The sequence below is a fragment of the Mangrovicoccus algicola genome (assembly GCF_014903745.1).
GTDB classification, from domain to species: Bacteria; Pseudomonadota; Alphaproteobacteria; order Rhodobacterales; family Rhodobacteraceae; genus Mangrovicoccus; species Mangrovicoccus algicola.
In genome coordinates this window covers 1-23,334 of the sequence record NZ_JACVXA010000031.1, presented here as the reverse complement: position 1 = coordinate 23,334, position 23,334 = coordinate 1, and the positions used below count along the sequence as shown (strand labels likewise).

At 66.1% G+C, this 23,334-nt stretch carries 21 protein-coding genes; 18 read left to right on the top strand and 3 right to left on the bottom strand.

Going from position 1 to position 23,334, the window contains the following annotated elements:
* Positions 1-3: 3 nt before the first annotated feature.
* The 15 genes from nuoF to ICN82_RS10895 all read left to right on the top strand — a co-directional run bounded on the left by nuoF (position 4) and on the right by ICN82_RS10895 (position 15,807).
* On the top strand, positions 4-1,302 hold the full coding sequence (nuoF, locus tag ICN82_RS10965; RefSeq protein ID WP_193182631.1) for an NADH-quinone oxidoreductase subunit NuoF: 1,299 nt from the start codon (positions 4-6) through the stop codon (positions 1,300-1,302).
* A gap of 79 nt (positions 1,303-1,381) precedes the next feature.
* Entirely contained in the window at positions 1,382-1,831 is a 450-nt protein-coding gene (locus tag ICN82_RS10960; protein WP_193182629.1) for a hypothetical protein, read from the top strand.
* A 5-nt stretch (positions 1,832-1,836) separates the two neighbouring features.
* The gene (locus ICN82_RS10955) at positions 1,837-2,238 is read left to right on the top strand and encodes a DUF5333 family protein (RefSeq protein WP_226898433.1); all 402 of its coding nucleotides are present in this window, start codon (positions 1,837-1,839) and stop codon (positions 2,236-2,238) included.
* Positions 2,235-2,741 carry a DUF3291 domain-containing protein gene (locus ICN82_RS10950; protein WP_193182625.1) on the top strand — a complete coding sequence of 169 codons (507 nt, stop codon included), beginning with the start codon at positions 2,235-2,237 and terminating at the stop codon, positions 2,739-2,741. Before ICN82_RS10955 ends, ICN82_RS10950 begins: the two co-directional genes overlap by 4 nt.
* A 4-nt stretch (positions 2,742-2,745) precedes the next feature.
* A complete protein-coding gene (gene nuoG / locus ICN82_RS10945; RefSeq protein WP_193182623.1) occupies positions 2,746-4,758 on the top strand; it encodes an NADH-quinone oxidoreductase subunit NuoG in 2,013 nt (670 codons plus the stop codon).
* 151 nt (positions 4,759-4,909) lie between these two features.
* Positions 4,910-5,947, top strand: coding sequence for an NADH-quinone oxidoreductase subunit NuoH (gene nuoH / locus ICN82_RS10940; RefSeq protein ID WP_193182621.1), 1,038 nt, complete (start codon positions 4,910-4,912; stop codon positions 5,945-5,947).
* Position 5,948: 1 nt separating this feature from the next.
* Positions 5,949-6,443, top strand: coding sequence for an NADH-quinone oxidoreductase subunit NuoI (gene nuoI, locus ICN82_RS10935; protein WP_193182619.1), 495 nt, complete (start codon positions 5,949-5,951; stop codon positions 6,441-6,443).
* 18 nt (positions 6,444-6,461) lie between these two features.
* Positions 6,462-7,070 (top strand): NADH-quinone oxidoreductase subunit J, encoded by a 609-nt coding sequence (locus ICN82_RS10930; protein WP_193182618.1) that lies wholly within the window; start codon positions 6,462-6,464, stop codon positions 7,068-7,070.
* 148 nt (positions 7,071-7,218) lie between these two features.
* Positions 7,219-7,524, top strand: coding sequence for an NADH-quinone oxidoreductase subunit NuoK (nuoK, locus tag ICN82_RS10925; RefSeq protein WP_193182616.1), 306 nt, complete (start codon positions 7,219-7,221; stop codon positions 7,522-7,524).
* Between the two features lie 5 nt (positions 7,525-7,529).
* The gene (gene nuoL / locus ICN82_RS10920) at positions 7,530-9,542 is read left to right on the top strand and encodes an NADH-quinone oxidoreductase subunit L (RefSeq protein ID WP_193182614.1); all 2,013 of its coding nucleotides are present in this window, start codon (positions 7,530-7,532) and stop codon (positions 9,540-9,542) included.
* A complete protein-coding gene (locus ICN82_RS10915) occupies positions 9,542-11,113 on the top strand; it encodes an NADH-quinone oxidoreductase subunit M (RefSeq protein ID WP_193182612.1) in 1,572 nt (523 codons plus the stop codon). Before nuoL ends, ICN82_RS10915 begins: the two co-directional genes overlap by 1 nt.
* An 11-nt stretch (positions 11,114-11,124) precedes the next feature.
* Positions 11,125-12,564: an NADH-quinone oxidoreductase subunit NuoN gene (gene nuoN / locus ICN82_RS10910; protein ID WP_193182610.1), complete on the top strand. Its 1,440-nt coding sequence runs from the start codon at positions 11,125-11,127 to the stop codon at positions 12,562-12,564.
* Positions 12,554-13,321, top strand: a complete 768-nt coding sequence (locus tag ICN82_RS10905; RefSeq protein ID WP_226898429.1) for a biotin--[acetyl-CoA-carboxylase] ligase — start codon at positions 12,554-12,556, stop codon at positions 13,319-13,321. The genes nuoN and ICN82_RS10905 overlap by 11 nt, the downstream gene beginning before the upstream one ends.
* Before the next feature lie 18 nt (positions 13,322-13,339).
* Positions 13,340-14,140 (top strand): type III pantothenate kinase, encoded by an 801-nt coding sequence (locus tag ICN82_RS10900; RefSeq protein ID WP_193182609.1) that lies wholly within the window; start codon positions 13,340-13,342, stop codon positions 14,138-14,140.
* Positions 14,137-15,807 carry a ribonuclease J gene (locus tag ICN82_RS10895; RefSeq protein ID WP_193182607.1) on the top strand — a complete coding sequence of 557 codons (1,671 nt, stop codon included), beginning with the start codon at positions 14,137-14,139 and terminating at the stop codon, positions 15,805-15,807. Before ICN82_RS10900 ends, ICN82_RS10895 begins: the two co-directional genes overlap by 4 nt.
* A gap of 136 nt (positions 15,808-15,943) precedes the next feature.
* Here ICN82_RS10895 and ICN82_RS10890 read toward each other — a convergent pair whose 3' ends face one another.
* On the bottom strand, positions 15,944-17,437 hold the full coding sequence (locus ICN82_RS10890; RefSeq protein ID WP_193182606.1) for a DEAD/DEAH box helicase: 1,494 nt from the start codon (positions 17,435-17,437) through the stop codon (positions 15,944-15,946).
* A gap of 124 nt (positions 17,438-17,561) precedes the next feature.
* A complete protein-coding gene (locus ICN82_RS10885; RefSeq protein WP_193182604.1) occupies positions 17,562-18,296 on the bottom strand; it encodes a sulfotransferase family 2 domain-containing protein in 735 nt (244 codons plus the stop codon).
* Positions 18,297-18,470: 174 nt separating this feature from the next.
* On the opposite strand from ICN82_RS10885, the gene ICN82_RS10880 reads away from it, so the two are divergent.
* Both ICN82_RS10880 and ICN82_RS10875 read left to right on the top strand, forming a co-directional pair.
* Positions 18,471-19,511 carry a glycosyltransferase gene (locus ICN82_RS10880; protein WP_193182602.1) on the top strand — a complete coding sequence of 347 codons (1,041 nt, stop codon included), beginning with the start codon at positions 18,471-18,473 and terminating at the stop codon, positions 19,509-19,511.
* 58 nt (positions 19,512-19,569) lie between these two features.
* Positions 19,570-20,388, top strand: a complete 819-nt coding sequence (locus ICN82_RS10875) for a putative nucleotide-diphospho-sugar transferase (protein WP_193182600.1) — start codon at positions 19,570-19,572, stop codon at positions 20,386-20,388.
* A 12-nt stretch (positions 20,389-20,400) separates the two neighbouring features.
* Here the strand turns inward: ICN82_RS10875 and ICN82_RS10870 are convergent, their stop codons facing one another.
* Positions 20,401-22,008: a peptide chain release factor 3 gene (locus ICN82_RS10870; RefSeq protein WP_193182598.1), complete on the bottom strand. Its 1,608-nt coding sequence runs from the start codon at positions 22,006-22,008 to the stop codon at positions 20,401-20,403.
* Positions 22,009-22,188: 180 nt separating this feature from the next.
* Here ICN82_RS10870 and ICN82_RS10865 point away from each other — a divergent pair, with 180 nt between their 5' ends.
* A complete protein-coding gene (locus ICN82_RS10865) occupies positions 22,189-23,097 on the top strand; it encodes a cation diffusion facilitator family transporter (protein WP_193182596.1) in 909 nt (302 codons plus the stop codon).
* Positions 23,098-23,334: the final 237 nt, after the last annotated feature.

The window sequence follows — 23,334 nt, the reverse complement described above, 5'->3', positions numbered from 1 at the left end:
ACCATGCTGAAGGACGAAGACCGCATCTTCCTCAATATCTACGGCATGCATGACCGTTCGCTGGCCGGTGCCAAGAAACTGGGGCGCTGGGACGGGACGGCCGAAATCATCGCCAAGGGGCGCGACTGGATCGTCGAGGAAATGAAGAAATCGGGCCTGCGCGGGCGCGGCGGGGCGGGCTTCCCCACCGGGCTGAAATGGTCCTTCATGCCCAAGGAAAGCGACGGGCGGCCGCATTACCTGGTGGTCAATGCCGATGAGTCCGAACCCGGCACCTGCAAGGACCGCGAGATCATGCGCCATGACCCGCATACGCTGGTCGAGGGCTGCCTGATCGCCAGCTTCGCCATGGGGGCCCATGACGCCTATATCTACATCCGCGGCGAATACATCCGCGAACGCGAGGCGCTGCAGCGGGCCATCGACGAGGCCTATGATGACGGGCTGCTGGGCAAGAACGCGGCCGGGTCGGGCTGGGATTTCGACCTCTACCTGCATCACGGGGCGGGGGCCTATATCTGCGGCGAGGAAACCGCGCTCTTGGAAAGCCTCGAGGGCAAGAAGGGCATGCCGCGGATGAAGCCGCCCTTTCCGGCGGGGGCGGGGCTCTATGGCTGCCCGACCACGGTGAACAACGTCGAATCCATCGCGGTGGCGCCCACGATCCTGCGCCGCGGGGCCGACTGGTTCGCGGGGATGGGCCGCCCGAACAATGCGGGCACCAAGCTTTTCGCCATCTCGGGCCATGTGAACCGCCCCTGCGTGGTGGAAGAGGAGATGTCGATCTCCTTCGAGGAACTGATCGAGAAGCATTGCGGCGGCATCCGCGGCGGCTGGGGCAATCTCAAGGCGGTGATCCCCGGCGGGTCGTCCGTGCCCTGCGTGCGCGGCGAGAAGATGCGCGATGCGGTGATGGATTACGACTATCTCAGGAACGAGCTGGGCTCGGGCCTGGGCACGGCCGCGGTGATGGTCATGGACCAGTCGGTCGACATGGTGAAGGCGATCTGGCGGCTGGCGGCATTCTACAAACATGAAAGCTGCGGCCAGTGCACCCCCTGCCGCGAGGGCACCGGCTGGATGATGCGGGTGATGGAGCGGCTGGTGAAGGGCGAGGCCGAGATCGAGGAGATCGACATGCTCTTCGGCGTGACCAAGCAGGTGGAGGGCCACACGATCTGTGCGCTCGGCGATGCCGCCGCCTGGCCGATCCAGGGGCTGATCCGGAATTTCCGCGACGAGATCGAGGACCGCATCCGGGCGCAGAAATCGGGCAAGCTCAGCGCCGTCGCGGCGGAATGAGGCGGCCGGTCCCCGGGACCGGCGGCCAGGCACAGGAAGCAGGCGCCGGGGCGCGCCGGGAAGAAAGCGGAGCACAGTGATGCGGAAGAATATTGCACTGACGGCCATGGCGGCGACCCTCGCGCTCGGGGCCTGCGCCACGACCCTCACGCCCGAGGCCGAGGCGCGGCTGCTGGCGGATGTCGCCCCCGAGAAGCGCCCGGTGCTGGAGGCGGCAGGCCAGGGCGCGCCGGGATCGGCGGTGGGACAGCTTCTGGTCGGGGTGCTCTTCGCGTCGCAATGCGAAGGCATCTGGATCGACGAGCCGGTGGGGCGCTATGCCGAGGCCAAGCTCGACGCCTTCAAGAAAGAGGGCGGCGATATCGAGACCGAGGCGCTGAAACAGGCGATCGCCGCTTTCGCGGAAAGCCATGATGTCGACCCGGTCGACCTGAAGGATCCGCCGATCGGCTGTCCGATCGCCGAAGAGGAAATCGATGCAGGCACCCTGACCGGCGTCCTGCTGACCCGCGAGGAGCCCGCATCTTGAGCCGGATGGCCCGCCTTCTTGTTCCGGTGCTGCCGGTGGCCGCGCTTGCCGGTCTGGCCTCCTGCATGGTGGCAACGCCGCTGGTCGCGCCGGTGATGCAGCGCGTGCTGGTCGATGTGGCCACGGCGCAGTTCGTGGGCGACAACTGTCCGTCCATGGGCTTCGACGCGGCGCGGGCCAAGACCTATATCGCCAATGCCTACAAGAACCTGGTGGCCGAGGGGGCCGATCCCGAGACGCTGGAGACCGGAACGGAAAGCTTCGAGCAGGGACCGCTTCAGGCGCAGGTGGCCGAGCGGCTGGAGGAGGGCGGGGTGAATCCCGAGAACCCCCAGCCCGCGAATGTCTGTGCCTTCGGCGCGGCCGAGCAGGATACCGGCAGCATCCTGGGCAGGGTGCTGAAATGACCCTGCAGCCGCCCGGAACCCATCTGGCCCAGCTCAATATCGGCCGCCTGGTCGCGGCGCCGGGCGATCCGCGCGTGGCCGAATTCATGGCGGCGCTGGACCGGGTCAACGGCATCGGGCGGCGCAGCCCCGGCTTCGTCTGGATGATGGAAGGCTCAGGGGAGCCCGGCACCGGCAATACCGGAACCGGGATCGGCGGCGACCCGCAATTCGTGTCGAACCTGACCGTCTGGGAAGACGCGGCGAGCCTGGAGAATTTCGTCTTCAACAGCGTGCATCGGCGGTTCTACGACCGCCGCGCCGAATGGTTCGGGCTCCTGGGCCGTCCGCATTTCGCCATGTGGTGGGTGCCCGCAGGGCACCGGCCGAGGCTGGAGGAGGCGTTGGAGCGGCTGGCGCATCTGGAGGCGCACGGGGCCACGGACCACGCCTTCGGCTGGTCCCATCTCAAACAGGCGCAGCTCTGGAAGACCAGGGCCTGCAACCCAATCGCAGCGGAGTGAAGCCATGTCAGACCTGCGCACCATCATCATCGACGGACAGGAAATCGAGGTCGACCCCGCCCTGACGCTGATCCAGGCCTGCGAGCAGGCGGGGGTGGAGATCCCGCGCTTCTGCTATCACGAACGCCTGTCGATCGCCGGGAACTGCCGGATGTGCCTGGTCGAGGTCGTGGGCGGCCCGCCGAAACCGGCCGCCTCCTGCGCGATGCAGGTGCGCGACCTGCGCCCCGGCCGCAACGGCGAGCCGCCCGAGGTGCGCACCAAGTCGCCCATGGTCAAGAAGGCCCGCGAGGGCGTCATGGAATTCCTGCTGATCAACCACCCGCTGGATTGTCCGATCTGCGACCAGGGCGGGGAATGCGACCTGCAGGACCAGGCGATGGCCTATGGCGTGGATTTCTCGCGCTACCGCGAACCCAAGCGCGCGGCGATCGACATCAATCTCGGTCCGCTGGTGGAAACCCACATGACGCGCTGCATCTCCTGCACGCGCTGCGTGCGCTTCACCACCGAGGTGGCGGGGATCGACCAGATGGGCCAGACCGGCCGCGGCGAGGATGCCGAGATCACCTCCTACCTGGGCCAGACGCTGGACAGCGAATTGCAGGGCAACATCATCGACCTGTGCCCGGTCGGGGCGCTGGTGTCGAAACCCTATGCCTTCACGGCGCGGCCCTGGGAACTGACCAAGACCGAGTCGATCGACGTGATGGACGCGCTGGGGTCGAATATCCGCGTCGATACCAAGGGGCGCGAGGTCATGCGCTTCCTGCCGCGCAACCATGACGGCGTGAACGAGGAATGGCTGGGCGACAAGTCGCGCTTCGTCTGGGACGGGCTGCGCCGCCAGCGGCTGGACCGCCCCTATATCCGCGTCGATGGCAGGCTGCGGCCCGCCAGCTGGCCCGAGGCGCTGGCCGCCGCGGCGGCGGCGATGAAGGGAAAGACGGTCGCGGGGCTGGTCGGCGATCTCGCCCCGGTGGAGGCCGCCTTCGCGCTGAAGGAGCTGGTCGAGGGGCTGGGGGGCCGGGTCGAATGCCGCACCGACGGGGCGCATCTGCCTGCGGGCAACCGCTCGGGCTATGCCGGGACCGCGCGGATCGAGGATATCGACACCGCGCGGCGCATCCTGCTGGTGGGCTGCAACCCGCGCCTGGAGGCGCCGGTGCTGAATGCGCGCATCCGCAAGGCGTGGATCGCGGGGGCGTCCGTGGCCGCGATCGGGCCCGAGGCGGATCTGACCTATGAGGTGACGCATCTGGGGCCGGGCCGCCAGGCGCTGCTGGACCTGGCCGAAACGGCGGATCCCGCCGAGGGCAGTCTGATCATCCTGGGGCAGGGCGCGCTGCGCGAGGCGGACGGGGCGGCGGTGCTGGGCCAGGTGATGGCCCTGGCCGAGAAGACCGGCGCCGGGATCCTGGTGCTGCACACGGCGGCGGCCCGGGTCGGCGCGATGGATGTCGGCGCGGTGACCGAGGGCGGCCTGGCCGCGGCCATGGAGGGCGCGGAGGTGATCTACAGCCTCGGCGCCGACGAGGTCGAGATCGCGCCGGGGCCCTTCGTGATCTACCAGGGCAGCCATGGCGACCGCGGTGCGCATCGCGCCGATGTCATCCTGCCCGCCGCCGCTTGGACCGAGGAACAGGGGCTGTTCGTCAATACCGAGGGCCGCCCCCAGATCGCCGCCCGTGCCGGGTTCCCGCCCGGCGAGGCCAAGGAGAACTGGGCGATCCTGCGCGCGCTTTCGGCGCTGACCGGCGGGACGCTGCCCTATGACAGCCTGGCCGCGCTGCGCCGCCGTCTGGTGAAGCAGGTGCCGCATCTGGCGCGGATCGACGAGGTGCCGGAAAACCCGCTGGATCCCGTTTCGGCCGGAGACCCGCAGGCGGGGGTAGATTTCGTGCCGGCGGTGCGCGACTACTACCTGACCAACCCGATCGCGCGCGCCTCGGAACTGATGGCGGCGCTTTCGGCGCAGGCCCGGGCCCGGCGCAGCCCGGCCATGGCGGCGGAGTAACGGGCCTTGGCGAAAAATCCGCGACATACACGCACAAGGACTTGCATCGGTTCTGGATTTGGCAACCAAAACACGCTTTACAGCGACATGTCGGAGCCACCCGCCACGACCCACCGGGCCGCAGGCGTGCTGACCGGGGAGGATACCGTCCATGGCTGAATTCTTCGCAACGCCCGCGGGGATCGCGATCATCATCGTCGCGCAATGCCTGGGCCTCTTGGCCTTCGTCATGATCTCGCTGCTGTTCCTGGTCTATGGCGACCGCAAGATCTGGGCGGCGGTGCAGATGCGGCGCGGGCCGAACGTGGTCGGCATCTTCGGCATCCTGCAATCGGTCGCCGATGCGCTGAAATACGTGGTCAAGGAAATCGTCATCCCGGCAGGCGCGGACAAGCCGGTCTTCCTGCTGGCGCCGCTGACCTCCTTCGTGCTGGCCATGGTCGCCTGGGCGGTGATCCCCTTCGCCGACGGCTGGGTGCTGGCCGATATCAATGTCGCCATCCTCTATGTCTTCGCCGTCTCCTCGCTGGAGGTTTACGGCGTCATCATGGGCGGCTGGGCGTCGAACTCGAAATACCCGTTCCTGGGCTCGCTGCGCTCGGCGGCGCAGATGATTTCCTACGAGGTCTCGATCGGGCTGATCATCATCGGCGTCATCATCTCCACCGGCTCGATGAACTTCTCCGACATCGTGCGGGCGCAGGACGGGCATTTCGGGCTGTTCAGCTGGTACTGGCTGCCGCATTTCCCGATGGTCTTCCTGTTCTTCATCTCGGCGCTGGCCGAGACCAACCGCCCGCCCTTCGACCTGCCGGAGGCGGAATCCGAACTGGTTGCGGGCTACCAGGTGGAATATTCCTCGACGCCCTTCCTGCTGTTCATGGCGGGCGAGTACATCGCCATCCTGCTGATGTGCGCGCTGACCTCTCTGCTGTTCTTCGGCGGCTGGCTCAGCCCGATCCCGGGCCTGCCCGACGGGGCGCTGTGGATGGTCGGCAAGATGGCGTTCTTCTTCTTCCTCTTCGCCCTGGTCAAGGCGATCACCCCGCGCTACCGCTACGACCAGCTGATGCGGCTGGGCTGGAAGATCTTCCTGCCGCTGTCGCTGGGCTGGGTCGTGCTGGTGGCGTTCCTCGCGAAATTCGAAGCGTTCGGCGGTGCCTATGCCCGCTGGGCCGTGGGAGGCTGAGATGGCTGCCATCGACTGGAACCGCGCCGCGAAGTATTTCCTGCTTCAGGATGTCTGGGTGGGGCTGAAGCTGGGAATGAAATACTTCCTGGCCCCCAAGGCGACGGTGAACTACCCGCATGAGAAGGGTCCGCTTTCCCCGCGCTTCCGCGGGGAACACGCGCTGCGCCGCTATCCCAACGGCGAGGAGCGCTGCATCGCCTGCAAGCTGTGCGAGGCGATCTGTCCCGCCCAGGCGATCACCATCGATGCCGAGCCGCGCGAGGACGGGTCGCGCCGCACCACGCGCTATGACATCGACATGACCAAATGCATCTATTGCGGCTTCTGCCAGGAGGCCTGCCCGGTGGATGCGATCGTGGAGGGTCCGAATTTCGAGTTCTCCACCGAGACGCGCGAGGAACTCTACTATTCCAAGGAGAAGCTCCTGGCGAACGGCGAACGCTGGGAGGCCGAGATTGCCCGCAACCTCGAAATCGACGCGCCGTATCGCTAGGCCGGGGAGACGCTGACCATGGCAACCATCGCCTTCTACGCCTTCGCGCTCGGGGTCCTGGCCGGGGGGGGCTTCACCGTCATCTCGCGCAACCCGGTCCATTCGGTGCTGTGGCTGATCCTGGCCTTCCTCAGTTCGGCCGGTCTGTTCGTGCTGCTGGGCGCGGAATTCGTCGCCATGCTGATGGTCATCGTCTATGTCGGCGCGGTCGCGGTGCTGTTCCTCTTCGTCGTCATGATGCTGGATGTCGATTTCGCCCAGCTGCGCGCCGGGCTGGCCCAGGGCGTGCCGCTGGCGCTGGTGATCGGGGTCATCATCCTGACCGAGCTGGCCATGGGCATCGGCGTCTGGCAGATGTCCGACCAGGCGCAGATGCTGCGCGGCGCCCCGACGCCCGACCTCGCGGAAGTGTCGAACACGGAGGCGATCGGGCTTCTGCTCTATGACAGGTACCTTCTGCTGTTCCAGCTGGCCGGGCTGATCCTGCTGGTCGCCATGATCGGCGCCATCGTCCTGACGCTGCGCCATCGTGCCGATGTGAAACGCCAGGATGTCCTGGCCCAGATCTACCGCGATCCGGCACTGGCGATGGAGCTGAAGGACGTCAAGCCGGGGCAGGGGCTGTGATGCCGGTCGCAAGCCGGATCGCGCTTGGCTGCGCCTGCTGCATCCCGACGGCGATGCGGCTCATTGCGAAACACCGCTCCGGCGCAGCGGGGGGCGCGGTCGCGCCGGCCTTCGCCGCAGCCGGCATCCCGAGCCAGGAGGACCGCCCATGATCGGACTAGAGCATTACCTGGGCGTCGCGGCGACGCTGTTCGTGATCGGCATCTTCGGGCTGTTCCTGAACCGCAAGAACGTCATCATCATCCTGATGTCGATCGAGCTGATCCTGCTGGCGGTGAATATCAACTTCGTGGCCTTCTCCAGCTATCTGGGCGACCTGCAGGGCCAGATCTTCACGCTCTTCGTGCTGACCGTCGCCGCCGCGGAGGCCGCGATCGGCCTGGCCATCCTCGTCTGCTTCTTCCGCAACCGCGGCACGATCGCGGTCGAAGACGTCAACAACATGAAAGGCTGAGGCACGTGGAAAGCATCATCCTCTTCGCGCCGCTGGCCGGCAGCCTGGTCGCAGGGTTCCTGTGGAAGCCCCTGGGTGAACGGGCGGCCAAGTGGATCTCCACCGGCCTGGTCATCCTCGCCTGCTTCTTCTCCTGGATCATCTTCTTCGGGTTCGACGGCACCGCCTACACGGTCGAGATCGCGCGCTGGATCGACAGCGGCTCGATGATGGGCGACTGGGCGATCCGTATCGACCGGCTGACGGCGATCATGCTGGTGGTGATCACCTCGGTCTCGGCGCTCGTGCATGTCTACAGCTTCGGCTACATGGCGCATGACGAGAATTTCCGCGAGGGCGAGGAAAGCTACCGTCCGCGCTTCTTCTCCTTCCTGTCGCTCTTCACCTTCGCGATGCTGACGCTGGTGACGGCCGACAACCTGGTCCAGCTGTTCTTCGGCTGGGAAGGGGTGGGCCTGGCGTCGTATCTGCTGATCGGGTTCTATTTCCGCAAGCCCTCGGCGGGGGCGGCGGCGATGAAGGCCTTCATCATCAACCGCATCGGCGATTTCGCCTTCCTGCTGGGCATCTTCGCGCTGTTTTTCCTGACCGACAGCGTGCAGTTCGACACGATCTTCGAACAGGCGGCCGAGCTGGGCGAGACGCAGATCGGGTTCCTGTGGACCGACTGGAACGCGGCCAACCTGGCGGCCTTCCTGCTGTTCGTGGGGGCGATGGGCAAATCGGCACAGCTGCTGCTGCACACCTGGCTGCCCGACGCGATGGAGGGGCCGACCCCGGTTTCGGCGCTGATCCACGCCGCGACGATGGTGACGGCGGGCGTCTTCCTGATCTGCCGCATGTCGCCGGTGATGGAATACGCCCCCGAGACGATGGGCTTCGTCACCTTCATCGGGGCGACGACCGCGTTCTTCGCCGCCACGGTCGGCCTGGTGCAGACCGACATCAAGCGGGTGATCGCCTATTCGACCTGTTCGCAGCTGGGCTACATGTTCGTCGCCGCGGGCGTGGGCATGTATCCGGCGGCGATGTTCCACCTCTTCACCCATGCCTTCTTCAAGGCGCTGCTGTTCCTCGGCGCGGGCTCGGTCATCACGGCGATGCATCACGAACAGGACATGATGAATTACGGCGGGCTCAGAAAGAAGCTGCCCTATACCTTCTGGGCGATGATGATCGGCACGCTGGCCATCACCGGCGTGGGCATCCCTCTGACCCATATCGGCTTTGCCGGCTTCCTGTCCAAGGACGCGATCATCGAGAGCGCCTGGGCGGGGGGCGGCGCAATGGCGCCCTATGCCTTCTGGATGCTGGTGATCGCGGCCGCCATGACCAGCTTCTATTCTTGGCGGCTGATGTTCCTGACCTTCTGGGGCAGCCCGCGCGGCGATCGCCGCCGTCACGACCATGCCCATGAAAGCCCGGCGGTGATGACCGTGCCGCTGGCGGTGCTGGCCGTGGGGGCGATCCTGGCGGGGATGCTGTGGTACGGGCCGTTCTTCGGCGATCACGACCAGGTCGCGGCCTTCTTCGGCATGCCGCATCAAGGCGCCGAGGCGCATGGCCAGATCGGCTCGGTCTTCTTCGGGCCCGAGAACACCGTGCTGGCCGATGCCCATGCCGCGCCGGTCTGGGTGCGCGTCTCGCCATTCGTCGCGATGGCGGCGGGGCTCGTGCTGGCCTGGCAGATGTATCTGCGCCGTCCCGACCTGCCGGGCAGGCTGGCGCGCAACCAGGCGCCGCTCTACCGCTTCCTGCTGAACAAGTGGTATTTCGACGAGCTCTACGAGCATGCGGTGGTGCGGCCGACGATGAAATTCGGCCGCTTCCTGTGGAATCGCGGCGACCGCACGGTGATCGACGGGACGGTGCGCGGCGTGGCCACCGCCTTCATTCCCTACCTGGCGCGTCTCGCGGGGCGGGCGCAATCGGGCTACATCTTCCACTACGCCTTTGCCATGGTGCTGGGCATCGCGGTCCTCTTGACCTGGCTGGTCCTCGCCGGAGGGGCCGAATAATGGATAACCTTCTTTCCATCGTCACCTTCATGCCGACGCTGGCGGCGCTGATCCTGGCGGTGTTCCTGCGCGGCAATGACGAGGCGTCCCAGCGCAATGCCAAATGGGTCGCGCTGATCGCCACGACGGTGACCTTCCTTCTGTCGCTGTTCATCCTGGCGGGGTTCGACACGTCGGAGACCGGGTTCCAGTTCGTCGAGGAGCGCGACTGGGTCTTCGGCATGAAATACCGCATGGGGGTCGACGGCATCTCGGTGCTGTTCGTGATCCTCAACACGGCGCTGATGCCGCTGGTCATCCTAAGCTGCTGGAACGTCAAGGACCGCACCAAGGAATACATGATCGCCTTCCTGGTGTTGGAGTCGCTGATGACCGGCGTGTTCTGCGCGCTGGACATGGTGCTGTTCTACGTCTTCTACGAGGGGTCGCTGATCCCGATGTTCCTGATCATCGGGATCTGGGGCGGCGACAGGCGGGTCTATGCGGCCTTCAAGTTCTTCCTCTACACCTTCTTCGGCTCGGTCTTCATGCTGGTCGGCATGGTGGCGATGTATATCGAGGTCGGAACCACCTGCATCGGCGCCTGCGGGCCGGAAACCGTCGGGCTGCTGCAGCACGAATTCGCCACCGGCACGTTCGACATTCTGGGCGTTCACGTCATCGGCGGCATGCAGACGCTGCTGTGGCTGGCCTTCTTCATCAGCTTCGCGGTGAAGATGCCGATGTGGCCGGTGCATACCTGGCTCCCCGATGCCCATGTCCAGGCGCCCACGGGCGGCTCGATCGTGCTGGCCGCGGTCCTGCTGAAGCTCGGCGGCTATGGCTTCCTGCGCTTCTCGCTGCCGATGTTCCCGGTGGGCACCAAGCTGATGGAGCCGCTGGTCTTCTGGATTTCGGCGATCGCGATCGTCTATACCTCGCTGGTCGCGCTGGTGCAGAAGGACATGAAGAAGGTCATCGCCTATTCCTCCGTGGCCCATATGGGCTATGCGACGATGGGGATCTTCGCGGCGAACAAGCAGGGGGTCGATGGCGCGATCTTCCAGATGCTCAGCCACGGCTTCATCTCGGGGGCGCTGTTCCTCTGCGTCGGCGTGGTCTATGACCGGATGCACACCCGCGAGATCTCCGCCTATGGCGGGCTGATCAACCGCATGCCGGCCTTCGCCCTGGTCTTCATGTTCTTCACCATGGCCAATGCCGGGCTGCCGGGGACCAGCGGCTTCGTCGGCGAGTTCCTGACGCTGATGGGCATCTTCCTCGACAATACCTGGGTCGCCTTCGTGGCCTCCACCGGGCTGATCCTGTCGGCGGCCTACGGGCTGTGGCTCTACCGGCGGGTGATGCTGGGCGACCTGATCAAGGAAAGCCTCAAGACCATCGGCGACATGAACCTGAGAGAAAAGGCGGTCTTCGCGCCGCTGGTCGCGATTACCCTGGTGCTGGGCGTCTATCCGGCGCTGGTCACGGACGTGATCGGCGCCTCGGTCGATGCGCTGCTGGCCGATAACGATGCCGCCCTGGCCGAGTTCATGCCCGAACTCGCGCTTGCCGAAACCGACAGCCACTGAGGACCGAAGAGATGACGGCCACCGATTTCTCCACTGTCCTGCCGGAATTCGTCCTGGCGCTGTTCGCCATCTTGGGACTGGTCATTGTCGCCTATGCCGGGAAGGACCGGCTGGCGCCGCTGCTGACCTGGGTCACGGCGGCGGTCTTCACGCTGACCGCCTTCTGGATCGGGCTGAATGGCGGCGGCACTACGGCCGGTTTCGGCGGGCTGATCGTGGATGATGCCTTCGGGCGCTTCGCCAAGGTCACGGTCCTGCTTTCGGCGGCGGCGGTGCTGATCATGTCCGAGGCCTATATGGAACGCCGCGGCATCCTGCGCTTCGAGTTCCCCGTGCTGATCGTGCTGGCGGTGATCGGCATGATGATCATGGTCTCGGCGGACGATCTGATGTCGCTCTACATGGGGCTGGAGCTGCAATCGCTTTCGCTCTACATCGTCGCCGCGCTGCGCCGCGACAGCGTGAAATCGACCGAGGCGGGGCTGAAATACTTTGTTCTCGGCGCGCTGTCCTCCGGCATGCTGCTTTACGGGGCGTCGCTGAGCTACGGCTTTGCCGGGACCACCTCCTTCGACGGGATCGCCTCGGCCGTCACCGGCGAGGGCACGCCGCTGGGGCTGGTCTTCGGGCTGGCCTTCCTCTGCGCGGGGCTGGCCTTCAAGGTATCGGCCGCGCCCTTCCACATGTGGACCCCGGATGTCTACGAGGGCTCTCCCACGCCGGTCACGACCTTCTTCGCCACCGCGCCGAAAGTGGCGGCGATGGCGCTTTTCGCGCGGCTGCTCTACGGCGCCTTCCCCGATGCCGTGGAGGACTGGCAGCAGGTCCTGGGGATCCTTTCGGTGGCCTCCATGTTCCTGGGCTCCATCGCCGCCGTCGGACAGCCCAACATCAAGCGGCTGATGGCCTATTCCTCCATCGCGCATATGGGCTACGGCCTGATGGGCCTGGCCTCCGGCACGGTCTTCGGCGTGCAGGCGATGCTGATCTACATGGCGATCTACGTGACCATGAATCTCGGCACCTTCGCCTTCGTCATGTCGACCGAACGCGACGGCCATCCGGTGACCGACATCGCGTCGCTGTCGATGCTGTCGGCGCGCGATCCGCTGCGCGCGCTGGCCATGGCGCTGCTGCTGTTCTCGCTGGCGGGGGTGCCGCCGATGCTGGGATTCTTCGGCAAGGTCGGCGTGCTCTATGCCGCAGTCGAGGGCGGGCTGGTCTGGCTGGCCATCGCCGGGGTGATCGCGTCGGTCGTGGCGGCCTATTACTACATCCGGATCGTCTACCTGATGTATTTCGGCCCCGAGATCGAGCCGCTGGATTTCGACCGGGCGCCGGTGGCGCGGACCTTCGTGCTGGCCTCTGCGCTGGTCATGCTCCTGGGCATCTTCAACTTCTTCGGCGTCGACTCCATCGCGGCAGGGGCCGCGGCGGCACTTGTCCCGTAAGGGCGGAGGCTGGCCGCAGGGTTACGGCCTGCACAGCCTCCGGGAAATCGACAGCACCAATGCCGAGGCGGCCCGCATGGCCGCCTCTTGCCATGCGCCGGTCTGGATCACGGCCGAGCGGCAGACGGCCGGACGCGGCCGCCGCGGCCGGGCCTGGGCCAGTCCCGAGGGCGCGCTGGCCGCGACGCTGCTGATCCGCCCGGCGGAACCGGCCGGGACCGCTGCATTGCGCAGCTTCGTCGCCGCCGTGGCGCTGGCAGAGGCTTTTGAGACCCTGGGCGCCCCGGCCGGGGCAGTCACGGCGAAATGGCCCAATGACGTGCTCCTGCATGGCTGCAAGGCGGCGGGCATTCTGCTGGAAAGCGCCAGCGCCGGGGCCGGCGGCGGCCTGGCCTGGATGGCCATCGGCATCGGCATCAATCTTTCGGGGGCGCCGGATGCCGCGCTGATCGAGGCGGGGGCCGTCCCGCCGGCGAGCCTGGCCGAGGTGCTGGGCCGTCCGGTCGACCGCGAGGAGATGATGATCGCGCTGGCCCGCGCCTATGCCGCGCGCGAGGCGGAGTTCGTGGCGCAGGGCTTTGCCCCGATCCGCAGCCGGTGGCTGGCCCGCGCCGCGCGCCTGGGCGCGCCGATCCGCGCCCGCACGGCGCGCGAGACCCTTGACGGGATATTCGATACGGTGGACGAGACCGGCCACCTTCTTTTGCGCAACGGCGACGGGCTGCACCGCATCCCGGCCGCCGATGTCTTCTTCTGATCCGGAACGGACGGACCCATGCTACTTGCCATCGATTGCGGGAATACCAATACCGTCTTCGCCATCTGGGACGGGCGCCAGCTGCTGGGGCGCTGGCGGATCTCGACCAATCACAGCCGCACGGCCGATGAATACCACGTGTGGCTGTCAACCCTGATCCAGCACGAACGGCTGGAGGCCCCGATCCACGCGGTGATCATCTCCTCCACGGTGCCGCGGGTCGTGTTCAACCTGCGCGTCCTGGCCAGCCGCTATTTCGGCTGCCGTCCGATGGTGGTGGGCAAGCCCGGCTGCGCGCTGCCGGTGGAGCCGCGCGTCGATCCCGGCACCCAGGTCGGTCCCGACCGGCTGGTCAACACGGTGGCCGGTTTCGACCTCTATGGCGGGGACCTGATCGTGGTGGATTTCGGCACCGCCACGACATTCGACGTGGTCGATGCCGACGGGGCCTATATCGGCGGCGTGATCTCGCCCGGCGTGAACCTGAGCCTCGAGGCGCTGCATCAGGCGGCCGCGGCGCTGCCGCATGTGGATGTGACCAAGCCCGAGAAGGTGATCGGCACCAATACCGTGGCCTGCATGCAGTCCGGGGTGTTCTGGGGCTATGTCGGCCTGGTGGCGGGGATCATCCGGCAGATCAAGGCCGAACGCGGCCGGGCCATGAAAGTCATCGGAACCGGGGGGCTGGCCCCTTTGTTTCAGCAGGGCGATGCGCTATTCGACGTCTTCGAGGAAGACCTGACGATGCACGGACTCACCGTCATCTACAATTACAACAAGGACCGGATCGGTCCGGATGAAATGGCGGTACCGGAATGAGCAAGAACGAAGTCATCTACCTGCCCCTGGGCGGTGCGGGCGAAATTGGCATGAACTGCTATGTCTACGGCTACGGGCCGAAGGACCGCGAGCGGCTGATCGTGATCGATCTGGGCGTGGCCTTTCCCGACATGGACACCACGCCCGGCGTCGACCTGATCTTTCCCGACATCGCCTGGCTGGAGGAACGGCGCGACCGGATCGAGGCCGTCTTCGTCACCCATGCGCATGAGGACCATGTCGGCGGGGTGGGGCGGCTGTGGTCGCGGCTGAAATGCCCGGTCTATGCGCGTCCCTTCACCGCCGCCGTCGCGCGGCGCAAGATGATCGAGGCGGACCAGCCCGAGACCGAGGTGACGACCGTGGAGCCCTGGCCGCACCAGGTGCAGGCCGGGCCGTTCCAGGTGGGCTACCTGCCGATGAGCCATTCGATCCCCGAAAGCTCCGCGCTGGTGATCGACACGCCCAAGGGCCGCATCCTGCATACCGGCGATTTCAAGCTGGACCGCGATCCCGGCGTCGGGGATCCCTATGATCCCGCGCTCTGGGCGGAAGTGGCGGCCGACGGGGTGCTTGCCCTGGCTTGCGACTCCACCAATGTCTTCAATCCCCATCCCGGGCGTTCGGAAACGCTGGTCGGCCCCGAGATCCGCAAGATGGTGGCGGGCTGCAGCGGCATGGTCGTGGCGACCACCTTCGCGTCGAACATCGCGCGGCTGAAGACCCTGGCCGAGGCCGGGCGCGATGCCGGACGATCCGTGGTCCTTCTGGGGCGGGCGATGCGGCGCATGGTCCAGGAAGCCATCGAGACCGGCGTGCTGAAGGATTTCCCGCCCACCGTCTCTGCGGAGGATGCGGTCCAGATCCCGCGCGAGAACCTGATGCTGCTGGTCACGGGCAGCCAGGGCGAGCGGCGTGCCGCCTCCGCCCAGCTGGCGCGCGGCAAGTATCTGGGCCTGCAGATGAAGCCGGGGGATACCTTCCTCTTCTCCTCCAAGATCATCCCCGGCAATGAACGCGGCGTCTTCCGCATCATCAACCAGTTCAGCGAGATGGGCATCGACGTGGTCGATGACAGCGACGGGCTCTACCATGTTTCGGGCCATGCCAACCGCCCCGACCTGACCGAGATCCACCAGATCGTGCGGCCCCAGATCGTCGTGCCGATGCATGGCGAACACCGTCACCTGCGCGAGCATGTCAAGCTGGCGGAACAGAACGGCCTTCCGGGGATCCTTGCGCCCAACGGCACCCTGGTCCAGCTTTCGGGCGGCACGCCCAAGGTGGTGGGTTTCGTCGATACCGGGCGCACCTATCTCGACGGCTCCTCCATGATCGGGGCGATGGACGGCGTGGTGCGCGACCGTATCCGCATGGCGCTGAACGGCCATGTCCTGGTCACGCTGATCATCGACGAGAATGACGATCCGCTGGGCGAGCCGTGGTGCGAGGCCATGGGCCTGCCCGCCACCGGCCGGTCGCGGGCGCCGCTGGTCGAGGTGATGGAGGATGACCTGGCGCAGGTGCTGGGCCGGGCCGATGACGATGTTCTCATCGATGATGACAAGCTGACCGAGATGATGCGCCGGACCGTGCGCAACAGCGCGCAGAACGAGATCGGCAAGAAGCCCGAGGTCACCGTGGTCATCAGCCGCCTGTCGGAGTGACCGGGAGGGCGGCGGGGCAGGGGCTCTGCCGCCCGGAACCGGGGATCGGCGCCCCGTGCAGGCGATGAAACGGGCATGAAAAAAGGGGCCGCGCGGCCCCTTTCCCATTGCGGTTCCGGCCGGGCGGCCGCGGGTGTCAGCCCTGTGCCGTCTGGCGGCGCTCGTCGAAGCTCTGTGCCATGAAGCTGGGCATGTGATCGCCCATGCCCAGGACGGGTTCATCCCGGCGTCCGCCGCGGCGCGGCCCGCGATCGCTGCGTTCCGCCCGTGCGGGACGCTCCTCGCGCTGGGGGGCGTCCTCGCGTGCGGGGCGCTCTTCCCGTGCGGGGGCCTCATCACGGCGGGGCTGATCCTCGCGCGGCGCCATCTCGGCCTGTTCGGCGCGGGGCGTGCGCGGCTTGCGCTCGGCGCGGCTGCGGCGGGCGGGCTTCTCCGCGGTTTCGGGGGCGTTCTCTTCGGCCGCACGGCGTCCGGCAGGCGGGGCATAGGGGGTCTCGACCCGCGGGACCTCCTGCTTCACCAGAGCCTCGACGGCGGCCAGCTGCTTCTCGTCGGAGGGGACGCAGATGGTCAGCGCGGTGCCCTTGCGCCCGGCGCGGCCGGTGCGGCCGATCCGGTGGACGTAATCCTCCGGGTGGTTCGGCACGTCGAAGTTGAACACGTGGCTGACATTGGGAATGTCGAGCCCGCGCGCCGCCACATCCGAGGCGCAGAGGATGCGCAGATTGCCGTCGCGAAAGCCCTGCAGGACCTCCATGCGCTTCGACTGGTCCAGGTCGCCATGGATCGGCGCGGCGTTGTAGCCGTATTTGACCAGCGACTTGGCGACGATGTCGACATCGCTCTTGCGGTTGCAGAAGACGATCGCGTTGGTGCAGGCCTCGCCCTCGCGGTCGATCAGCGCCCGCAGCAGGTTGCGTTTCTCGCTGGCCTGGCGGTCCTTGCGCGACGGCTTGTACAGCACCACGCCCTGGGTGATCGTCTCGGAGGTGGTGGACTGGCGCGCGACCTCGATCTTGGCGGGCGAGGAGAGGAAGGTGTTGGTGATCCTCTCGATCTCGGGCGCCATCGTGGCCGAGAAGAACAGCGTCTGGCGGGTGAAGGGCGTCAGGCTGAAGATCCGCTCGATATCGGGGATGAAGCCCATGTCCAGCATCCGGTCGGCCTCGTCGACCACCATGATCTGCACGCCGGTCAGCAGGAGCTTGCCGCGTTCGAAATGGTCCAGCAGCCGGCCGGGCGTGGCGATCAGGACGTCGACGCCCCGGTCGATCAGCGCATCCTGCTCCTTGAAGCTGACGCCGCCGATCAGCAGCGCCTTGGTCAGCTTCATGTGCTTGGTATAGGTGTCGAAGTTCTCGGCCACCTGGGCGGCCAGCTCGCGCGTCGGGGCCAGCACAAGGCTGCGCGGCATGCGCGCCCGGGCCCGGCCCTTGCCCAGCAGGGTGATCATCGGCAAGGTGAAGCTGGCGGTCTTGCCGGTGCCGGTCTGGGCGATGCCCAGCACGTCGCGGCCTTCCAGGGCGGGCGGAATCGCCCCGGCCTGGATGGGGGTGGGCGTTTCATAGCCCGCGTCGTCAATGGCCTTGAGGACCTTCGGGTCCAGCTTGAGATCGGAAAATTTCGTCATCAGCGTCCTGTAGGAGCGGCATCGGGCCGCCATTCGTCGGAAGGACGCATGATTTCGGGCGTCCCGCGTATATCGCCTCTCACGAGGAAGGCTGGCGACGCATTACAGCAAAAGCCGATACCGGTCAACTTGGAGCCGATGCAGGCGCCGTGGCGTCGCAATCATACCCCAGCGGAGCAAAGTCCCGGTCGTAGAGACTTCGCAGCAGCAGGACTTCGCCCCGGCTGAAAGACCGGTTGCCCGGAGCCGTGGGGCGGCGGTTGAGGATGGGCAATGCGTCCGGCCGGACCGCGCCGCGGCGTTCGAGGTCGTCGCACAGCGCGGGCCACTGTTCCGCCAGGGTTTCCATTTTCAGGATGCGCAGGCCCGGATGGTCCAGCACCGGAGCCAGCAGATCGGTTTGCGGAATGAAATGATCGTTGAGACCCTGCCGGGGCCATAGCCGCGAGGCCAGCAGGAAGGTGCGGAAGCTGTCGGTCTTTTCCAGTCCCATCGTGACGAGCGGGCGCAGGGGCGGGTCGCGTAGGACCAGCTTGTCGCGCCAGGCGGAGCGCGCGCGGTCCCATGGGTGCCGCACGACAGTGAAGACAAGCCAGTCGGGACCGGCCTGCTCCAGCGCCTCGCGCAGGGGAAGGATGGGCAGGCCATTGTCGCCCTGCGGGTCGGCGATGGTGGCGGGGTCGATCCCCAGGCTCGGACAGAGCGCCATGCGGATGGAGGAGTTGGCGGCCTTCGGCACCGGCACATAGATCGCCCGGGCAGCGGGGAGGACCATCGCCTTGGCCTGGTTGCGAAGCACCGGCTGTCTCAGGCCCTGCCTGTGCGCCCTCAGAAGGGCGGGAATGAAGCGCGCGCGCATGACTACCTCCGTTTTCGTTGCCGATATGGCAAACCCTGCCTTGGCCGGCAAGGCAACCTTCATGGCGACGCCCGGGCCCGGCCCCCCGGCCAAGGTGGTGTGTTTCGTTGACTTGAGCCCGCCGCCACCGGTATCTGGGCCGAACATCACGGGCATGACTGCAAGGATCGGGCGATGAAGCTAGTCAAGAGACAGAACAGGGCGTCGCATCATCGCAATGCAGTCGTCTTCGCTTGTGACCACGGGCATTTCCCGCTGGCGATGTTCGCGGCGGAGCGCATTCGCCGGGTCGAGGACGGGCCCTTCGACATTGTCATCGCCATGCCGGACATCGCCAAGGTCACCCCTGCGCAGATGGACGGGCCGGTGCGCATCTGCGAAATCGACATTTCCGCCCTGCCGACGGTGCCCATGGTCAAGGACTGGATCAGCTTCGGGACCTATTACCGCTGGGTTCTGCCGTCGGTGTTCCGCGACGAGTACGAGACCTTGTTCTATCTCGACACGGATACCTACCTGCGGCGCCCCGGGATACAGGACCTGTTCGAAGGCATCGACCGGCCCGTCCCGCTGGCCGCGGTGACCGAGCTGTCGCGCCTGATCGATCCGGCCTTGACGCAGACCGGGCGGTTTGAAGCGAAGGTCCGGGATCTCGGGGGGCGCAACGGCGAGTATTACAATGCCGGGGTTCTCGTCTATCAGCCCGAGGCGTTTCTGGCGATGGACGGGCTGCGCCGGTTCCAGGAGGCCATGGCCAAGAATGTCGAGTTCCTTCCGATCCATCGCGATCAGGACCAGGGTGCCATGAACCTGGCCTTCGCCGATGACATCCTGCCATTGAATCCGCTGCTGAACTGGCGCTCGCGCGACTGGATGAACCCGCGGATCGTCGAGCGGTTCGATCCGGTCGTTCTGCATTTCGCGGGTCCGTCCAAGCCCTGGGACAAGCAGGACAATCCTTTCCTGCGCCTGTTCGAGGCCGAATATGCAGATTACCTGGAGCGCGAATTTCCGGAGTTCAAGCGCAAGGTGCCCGAAGGCTCGGCGGCCTGGAGGTATGAAAATCCGAAACACGGCCTCAGGATCATGGAAGACATTCGCGTCGGCCTGTACCGGCGCCGGGTGCGCAAGAAATTCGAGGGATTCTGGTACCGGGACTACGAGGGAAAATGCCGGAACATGCAGCGCACCATAGAGGCGGCGGTCGTCGGCTAAGTTCGCATTGTGTTTATAACCTACTCTTTTTTATAATTCGGCCGTGGAGAAAAGGTCAATGGTTCGTAAATCGCTTGTAACCTATCTTGCAATTGGCGCGGCTGCGCGGACTCTGTGTGAACTATCCATCTCTTGCGTTAGAAGAATGGGCTGGGATGGTGATATTGCGATACTTTCCGACGCGCCCGTGGCGCCAGGAGACGCGCGGGTCCATACGGTTGAAGTGCCTGCTTGGCAACTGAACTTGAATCCAGACGCGGATAGCTGGGGATATGAGTTCGACATCCGCGATATGAGCAGAGCGAACAATGTCGGTGATGTTATTAAGCAGCTTACGCCGGTTCTTCACCGTTATATCGATATTTCGGGCTATGATTTAGTTTTGCAGCTGGATGTGGACATCGTACCGGTTTCACCCATGCCGGAGATTTTCAACGTTCTTTTCGATATGAAGAACGATTTTGGCGTTTCTCGGAATGAGCGCAGTGAACTTAAAAGGGTCGGCGCTTCTGCAGGAAATCTTAGTTTCTGGGAGCACCTCAGGTATTCAAGAGGGCCTGTTATCAATAGTGGAATTTTTTTCTATAGACCATCTCAGGTTTCGATGAATATCTTGAGGGATTGGCAAGCAGAACTCTGCCGTCGGGTTCGGGGCGATCAGGCTGCGCTTCAGGCCATATTGTTCCGAAAATGGAAGTCCCAGATCGATATATTAGAAGAAAACTTTCAAGCGTACCCTCCGACACCGCGCCGGTATAAGGGGATCGAAACCCTTCAGCCCGTTCATTCCTATTTCGCCCATTTTCGTGGCGCGGTCGGCGATCCGGTCGTTATGAAGGACTACATCAAGAAGTTCGGTATTCTTGATGCATCCTGAGTAGATCTAGAACTACACCATCATTTCCTTGGTCGCCGACAGGCTCAGCTCGGGATAATCGCGCTCGATGCGGTCGATGTCCCATTGCAGGCGGGTCATGTAGACGACGTCGCCGTCATTGTCATAGGCGATGTGGCCCTTGTTGACATCGGCGAATTTCTCGACCGCCGTCTTGGGGCCCGTGACCCAGCGCGCGGAGGTGAATTGCGACGGCTCGAAGCGGACCGGCAGGCCGTATTCCAGCTCGATCCGGCTGGCCAGCACCTCGAATTGCAGCGCGCCGACGACGCCGACGATGAAGCCCGAGCCGATCATCGGCTTGAACACCTTCGCCGCGCCTTCCTCGGCGAATTGCATCAGCGCCTTCTCCAGATGCTTGGTCTTCATCGGATCGCCCGAGCGCACGCCCTGCAGCAGTTCCGGCGCGAAGGAGGGGATGCCCGTGACCTTCAGCGCCTCGCCCTCGGTCAGCGTGTCGCCGATCCTCAGCTGGCCGTGATTGGGGATGCCGATGATGTCGCCGGCCCAGGCCTCTTCGGCCAGTTCGCGGTCGGAGGCGAGGAACAGCACCGGGTTCGACACGGCCATGGGCTTCTTGGTGCGCACATGGGTCAGTTTCATGCCGCGCCTGAAATGCCCGGAGGCCAGCCGCAGGAAGGCCACGCGGTCGCGGTGCTTGGGGTCCATGTTGGCCTGGACCTTGAAGACGAAGCCCGCGACCTTGGTCTCGTCCGGGGCGATCTGGCGGGGGCTGGCCGATTGCGGCTGCGGCTCGGGGCCGTAGCTGCCGATCCCGTCCATCAGCTCCTTCACCCCGAAGGAATTGATCGCCGAACCGAACCAGATCGGCGTCATCGTGCCGTCCATCACGGCCTGCGGGTCCAGCGCGGGCAGCAATTCGCGCGCCATCTCGATTTCCTCGCGCAGCTGGGCCAGCATCGCGGCGGGAACGTGCTCTGCCAGCCTGGGATCGTCGAGACCTTCGATGGCGATGCTCTCGGCGACCTTGTTGCGGTCGGCGCGGTCCATCAGCTCCAGCCGGTCGCGCAGCAGGTCGTAGCAGCCCAGGAAGTCGCGCCCCATGCCGATCGGCCAGCTTGCCGGGGTAACGTCGATGGCCAGGTTCTCCTGGATCTCGTCGATGATCTCGAACGTGTCGCGGCTTTCGCGGTCCATCTTGTTGCAGAAGGTCAGGATCGGCAGGTCGCGCATGCGGCAGACCTCGAACAGCTTCTGCGTCTGGCTCTCCACCCCCTTGGCGCCGTCGATCACCATCACGGCCGCATCCACCGCCGTCAGGGTCCGGTACGTGTCCTCGGAGAAATCCGAGTGGCCGGGCGTGTCGACGAGGTTGAAGCGGAACTGTCCGAAATCGAAGGACATGGCCGAGGCCGAGACCGAGATGCCGCGATCCTGCTCCATCTTCATGAAATCCGAGCGCGTGCGCCGGGCCTCGCCCTTGGCGCGGACCTGGCCGGCCATCTGGATCGCGCCGCCGTAAAGGAGGAACTTCTCGGTCAGCGTCGTCTTGCCCGCATCGGGATGCGAGATGATGGCGAAGGTGCGCCTGCGGGCGATCTCCGCGGGAAGGTCGGGGCGGTTCGAACGGGTGTCCAGCATGAGCGCGGATATAGCCGCGCCCGGGACGCGCCGCAATGGCCGCGCGCATGGCCCGGCCCGGTCCGGCGGGGCCGAGGGCAGGCCGCCGTTTTTTCAGCTCCAGTTAAGAGCGACTCTCGGCTGGGGGTTCTGCCAGTGGCGAATCCGGCCTAGGGGAAGGGCGCGAAACCGGAGAGTGCCATGCCCCCGCCCGACGCCTATCCCCCGCAGCTGTTGCGCCAGGCGCGACTGTCGATTGCCGTGGCCCTGGCGGTGCTGGCGCTGAAGGTCGTCGCCTGGCGGATGACCGGCTCGGTTGCGCTCTATTCGGATGCGCTGGAGTCCATCGTCAACGTCGTCACCGCGGTCGCCGCCTGCCTGGCGCTGTCCTATGCCAGTCGGCCGGCCGACGAGAACCATCCCTATGGTCATCAGAAGGTGGAGTATCTCTCTGCCGTTCTGGAGGGGGCGCTGATCATGATCGCGGCGGCGATGATCGTGATGGATGCGGTGGCGGCGCTGCTGCGGCCGCAGGTTCCCGACCTGTCGCCGCTGGCCATCGGGTTCAGCCTGGCGGCCACGGCGCTGAACTGGCTCTGGGCGCGGCAGCTGATCCGGCGCGGCCGCGCGGCGCGCTCGCCCGCGCTGGAGGCGGATGGGCATCACCTGATGTCCGACGTCGTGACCACGGGCGGCGTGCTGGCGGGGCTGGGCCTGGCCTGGGGCACCGGCTGGCCCGTGCTCGACCCGCTTCTGGCGCTGGCCGTGACAGGTCACATCGTGGTGCAGGGCTGGGGCGTGATCCGCGGATCGCTGGCCGGGCTGCTGGACGAGGCGGTCGGGGAGGAGGAGCAGGAGAGGATCGCCGCGATCATCGAGGCCAGCGCCGCCGGGGCGCTGGAGCTGCATGACCTGGTGACCCGCCGGGCGGGACCGGTGACCTTCATCGAGTTCCATCTGATCATGCCCGGGGCGATGACGGTGCGCGACAGCCATGCGATCTGCGACCGGGTGGAGAAGGCCCTGCGCCGCGAGGATCGCGGCGCGCGGGTCATCATCCATGTCGAACCCGAGGAAATGACCGAACCCGAGGGGCGCCTCATCGGCTGATGCCGGGGCAGGGAAGGGCAGGCAGACCTCGGGCTTGAACGCCGCGGCAGGCAGGCGGACCTCCCGGCCTGCGCAGGCGGCGCCGGGCGGGGCAGGCAGACCTGCGGCGGCGGCGCATCGGGTGCAAGCGAGCCTCGCCACCTTGCACGGGCGGTGCCGCCGGGGCAGGCTGACCCGCTGCGGCGGCGCGGATCGAGGCAGGGCGGCCCCGTGCCGGCGCCGCTGACCGTGCCGGGG

Excerpts from the sequence above, each read along its gene's own strand:
- ICN82_RS10960 (WP_193182629.1), top strand. The coding sequence starts at position 1,382 with ATGCGGAAGAATATTGCACTGACGGCCATGGCGGCGACCCTCGCGCTC.
- ICN82_RS10895 (WP_193182607.1), top strand. The coding sequence starts at position 14,137 with ATGAGCAAGAACGAAGTCATCTACCTGCCCCTGGGCGGTGCGGGCGAA.
- ICN82_RS10890 (WP_193182606.1), bottom strand. The coding sequence starts at position 17,437 with ATGACGAAATTTTCCGATCTCAAGCTGGACCCGAAGGTCCTCAAGGCC.
- nuoF (WP_193182631.1), top strand. The coding sequence starts at position 4 with ATGCTGAAGGACGAAGACCGCATCTTCCTCAATATCTACGGCATGCAT.
- ICN82_RS10900 (WP_193182609.1), top strand. The coding sequence starts at position 13,340 with ATGCTACTTGCCATCGATTGCGGGAATACCAATACCGTCTTCGCCATC.
- nuoK (WP_193182616.1), top strand. The coding sequence starts at position 7,219 with ATGATCGGACTAGAGCATTACCTGGGCGTCGCGGCGACGCTGTTCGTG.
- ICN82_RS10880 (WP_193182602.1), top strand. The coding sequence starts at position 18,471 with ATGAAGCTAGTCAAGAGACAGAACAGGGCGTCGCATCATCGCAATGCA.
- nuoG (WP_193182623.1), top strand. The coding sequence starts at position 2,746 with ATGTCAGACCTGCGCACCATCATCATCGACGGACAGGAAATCGAGGTC.
- nuoI (WP_193182619.1), top strand. The coding sequence starts at position 5,949 with ATGGCTGCCATCGACTGGAACCGCGCCGCGAAGTATTTCCTGCTTCAG.
- nuoH (WP_193182621.1), top strand. The coding sequence starts at position 4,910 with ATGGCTGAATTCTTCGCAACGCCCGCGGGGATCGCGATCATCATCGTC.
- ICN82_RS10875 (WP_193182600.1), top strand. The coding sequence starts at position 19,570 with ATGGTTCGTAAATCGCTTGTAACCTATCTTGCAATTGGCGCGGCTGCG.
- ICN82_RS10915 (WP_193182612.1), top strand. The coding sequence starts at position 9,542 with ATGGATAACCTTCTTTCCATCGTCACCTTCATGCCGACGCTGGCGGCG.
- nuoN (WP_193182610.1), top strand. The coding sequence starts at position 11,125 with ATGACGGCCACCGATTTCTCCACTGTCCTGCCGGAATTCGTCCTGGCG.
- ICN82_RS10955 (WP_226898433.1), top strand. The coding sequence starts at position 1,837 with ATGGCCCGCCTTCTTGTTCCGGTGCTGCCGGTGGCCGCGCTTGCCGGT.
- ICN82_RS10865 (WP_193182596.1), top strand. The coding sequence starts at position 22,189 with ATGCCCCCGCCCGACGCCTATCCCCCGCAGCTGTTGCGCCAGGCGCGA.
- ICN82_RS10870 (WP_193182598.1), bottom strand. The coding sequence starts at position 22,008 with ATGCTGGACACCCGTTCGAACCGCCCCGACCTTCCCGCGGAGATCGCC.
- ICN82_RS10885 (WP_193182604.1), bottom strand. The coding sequence starts at position 18,296 with ATGCGCGCGCGCTTCATTCCCGCCCTTCTGAGGGCGCACAGGCAGGGC.
- ICN82_RS10930 (WP_193182618.1), top strand. The coding sequence starts at position 6,462 with ATGGCAACCATCGCCTTCTACGCCTTCGCGCTCGGGGTCCTGGCCGGG.
- ICN82_RS10950 (WP_193182625.1), top strand. The coding sequence starts at position 2,235 with ATGACCCTGCAGCCGCCCGGAACCCATCTGGCCCAGCTCAATATCGGC.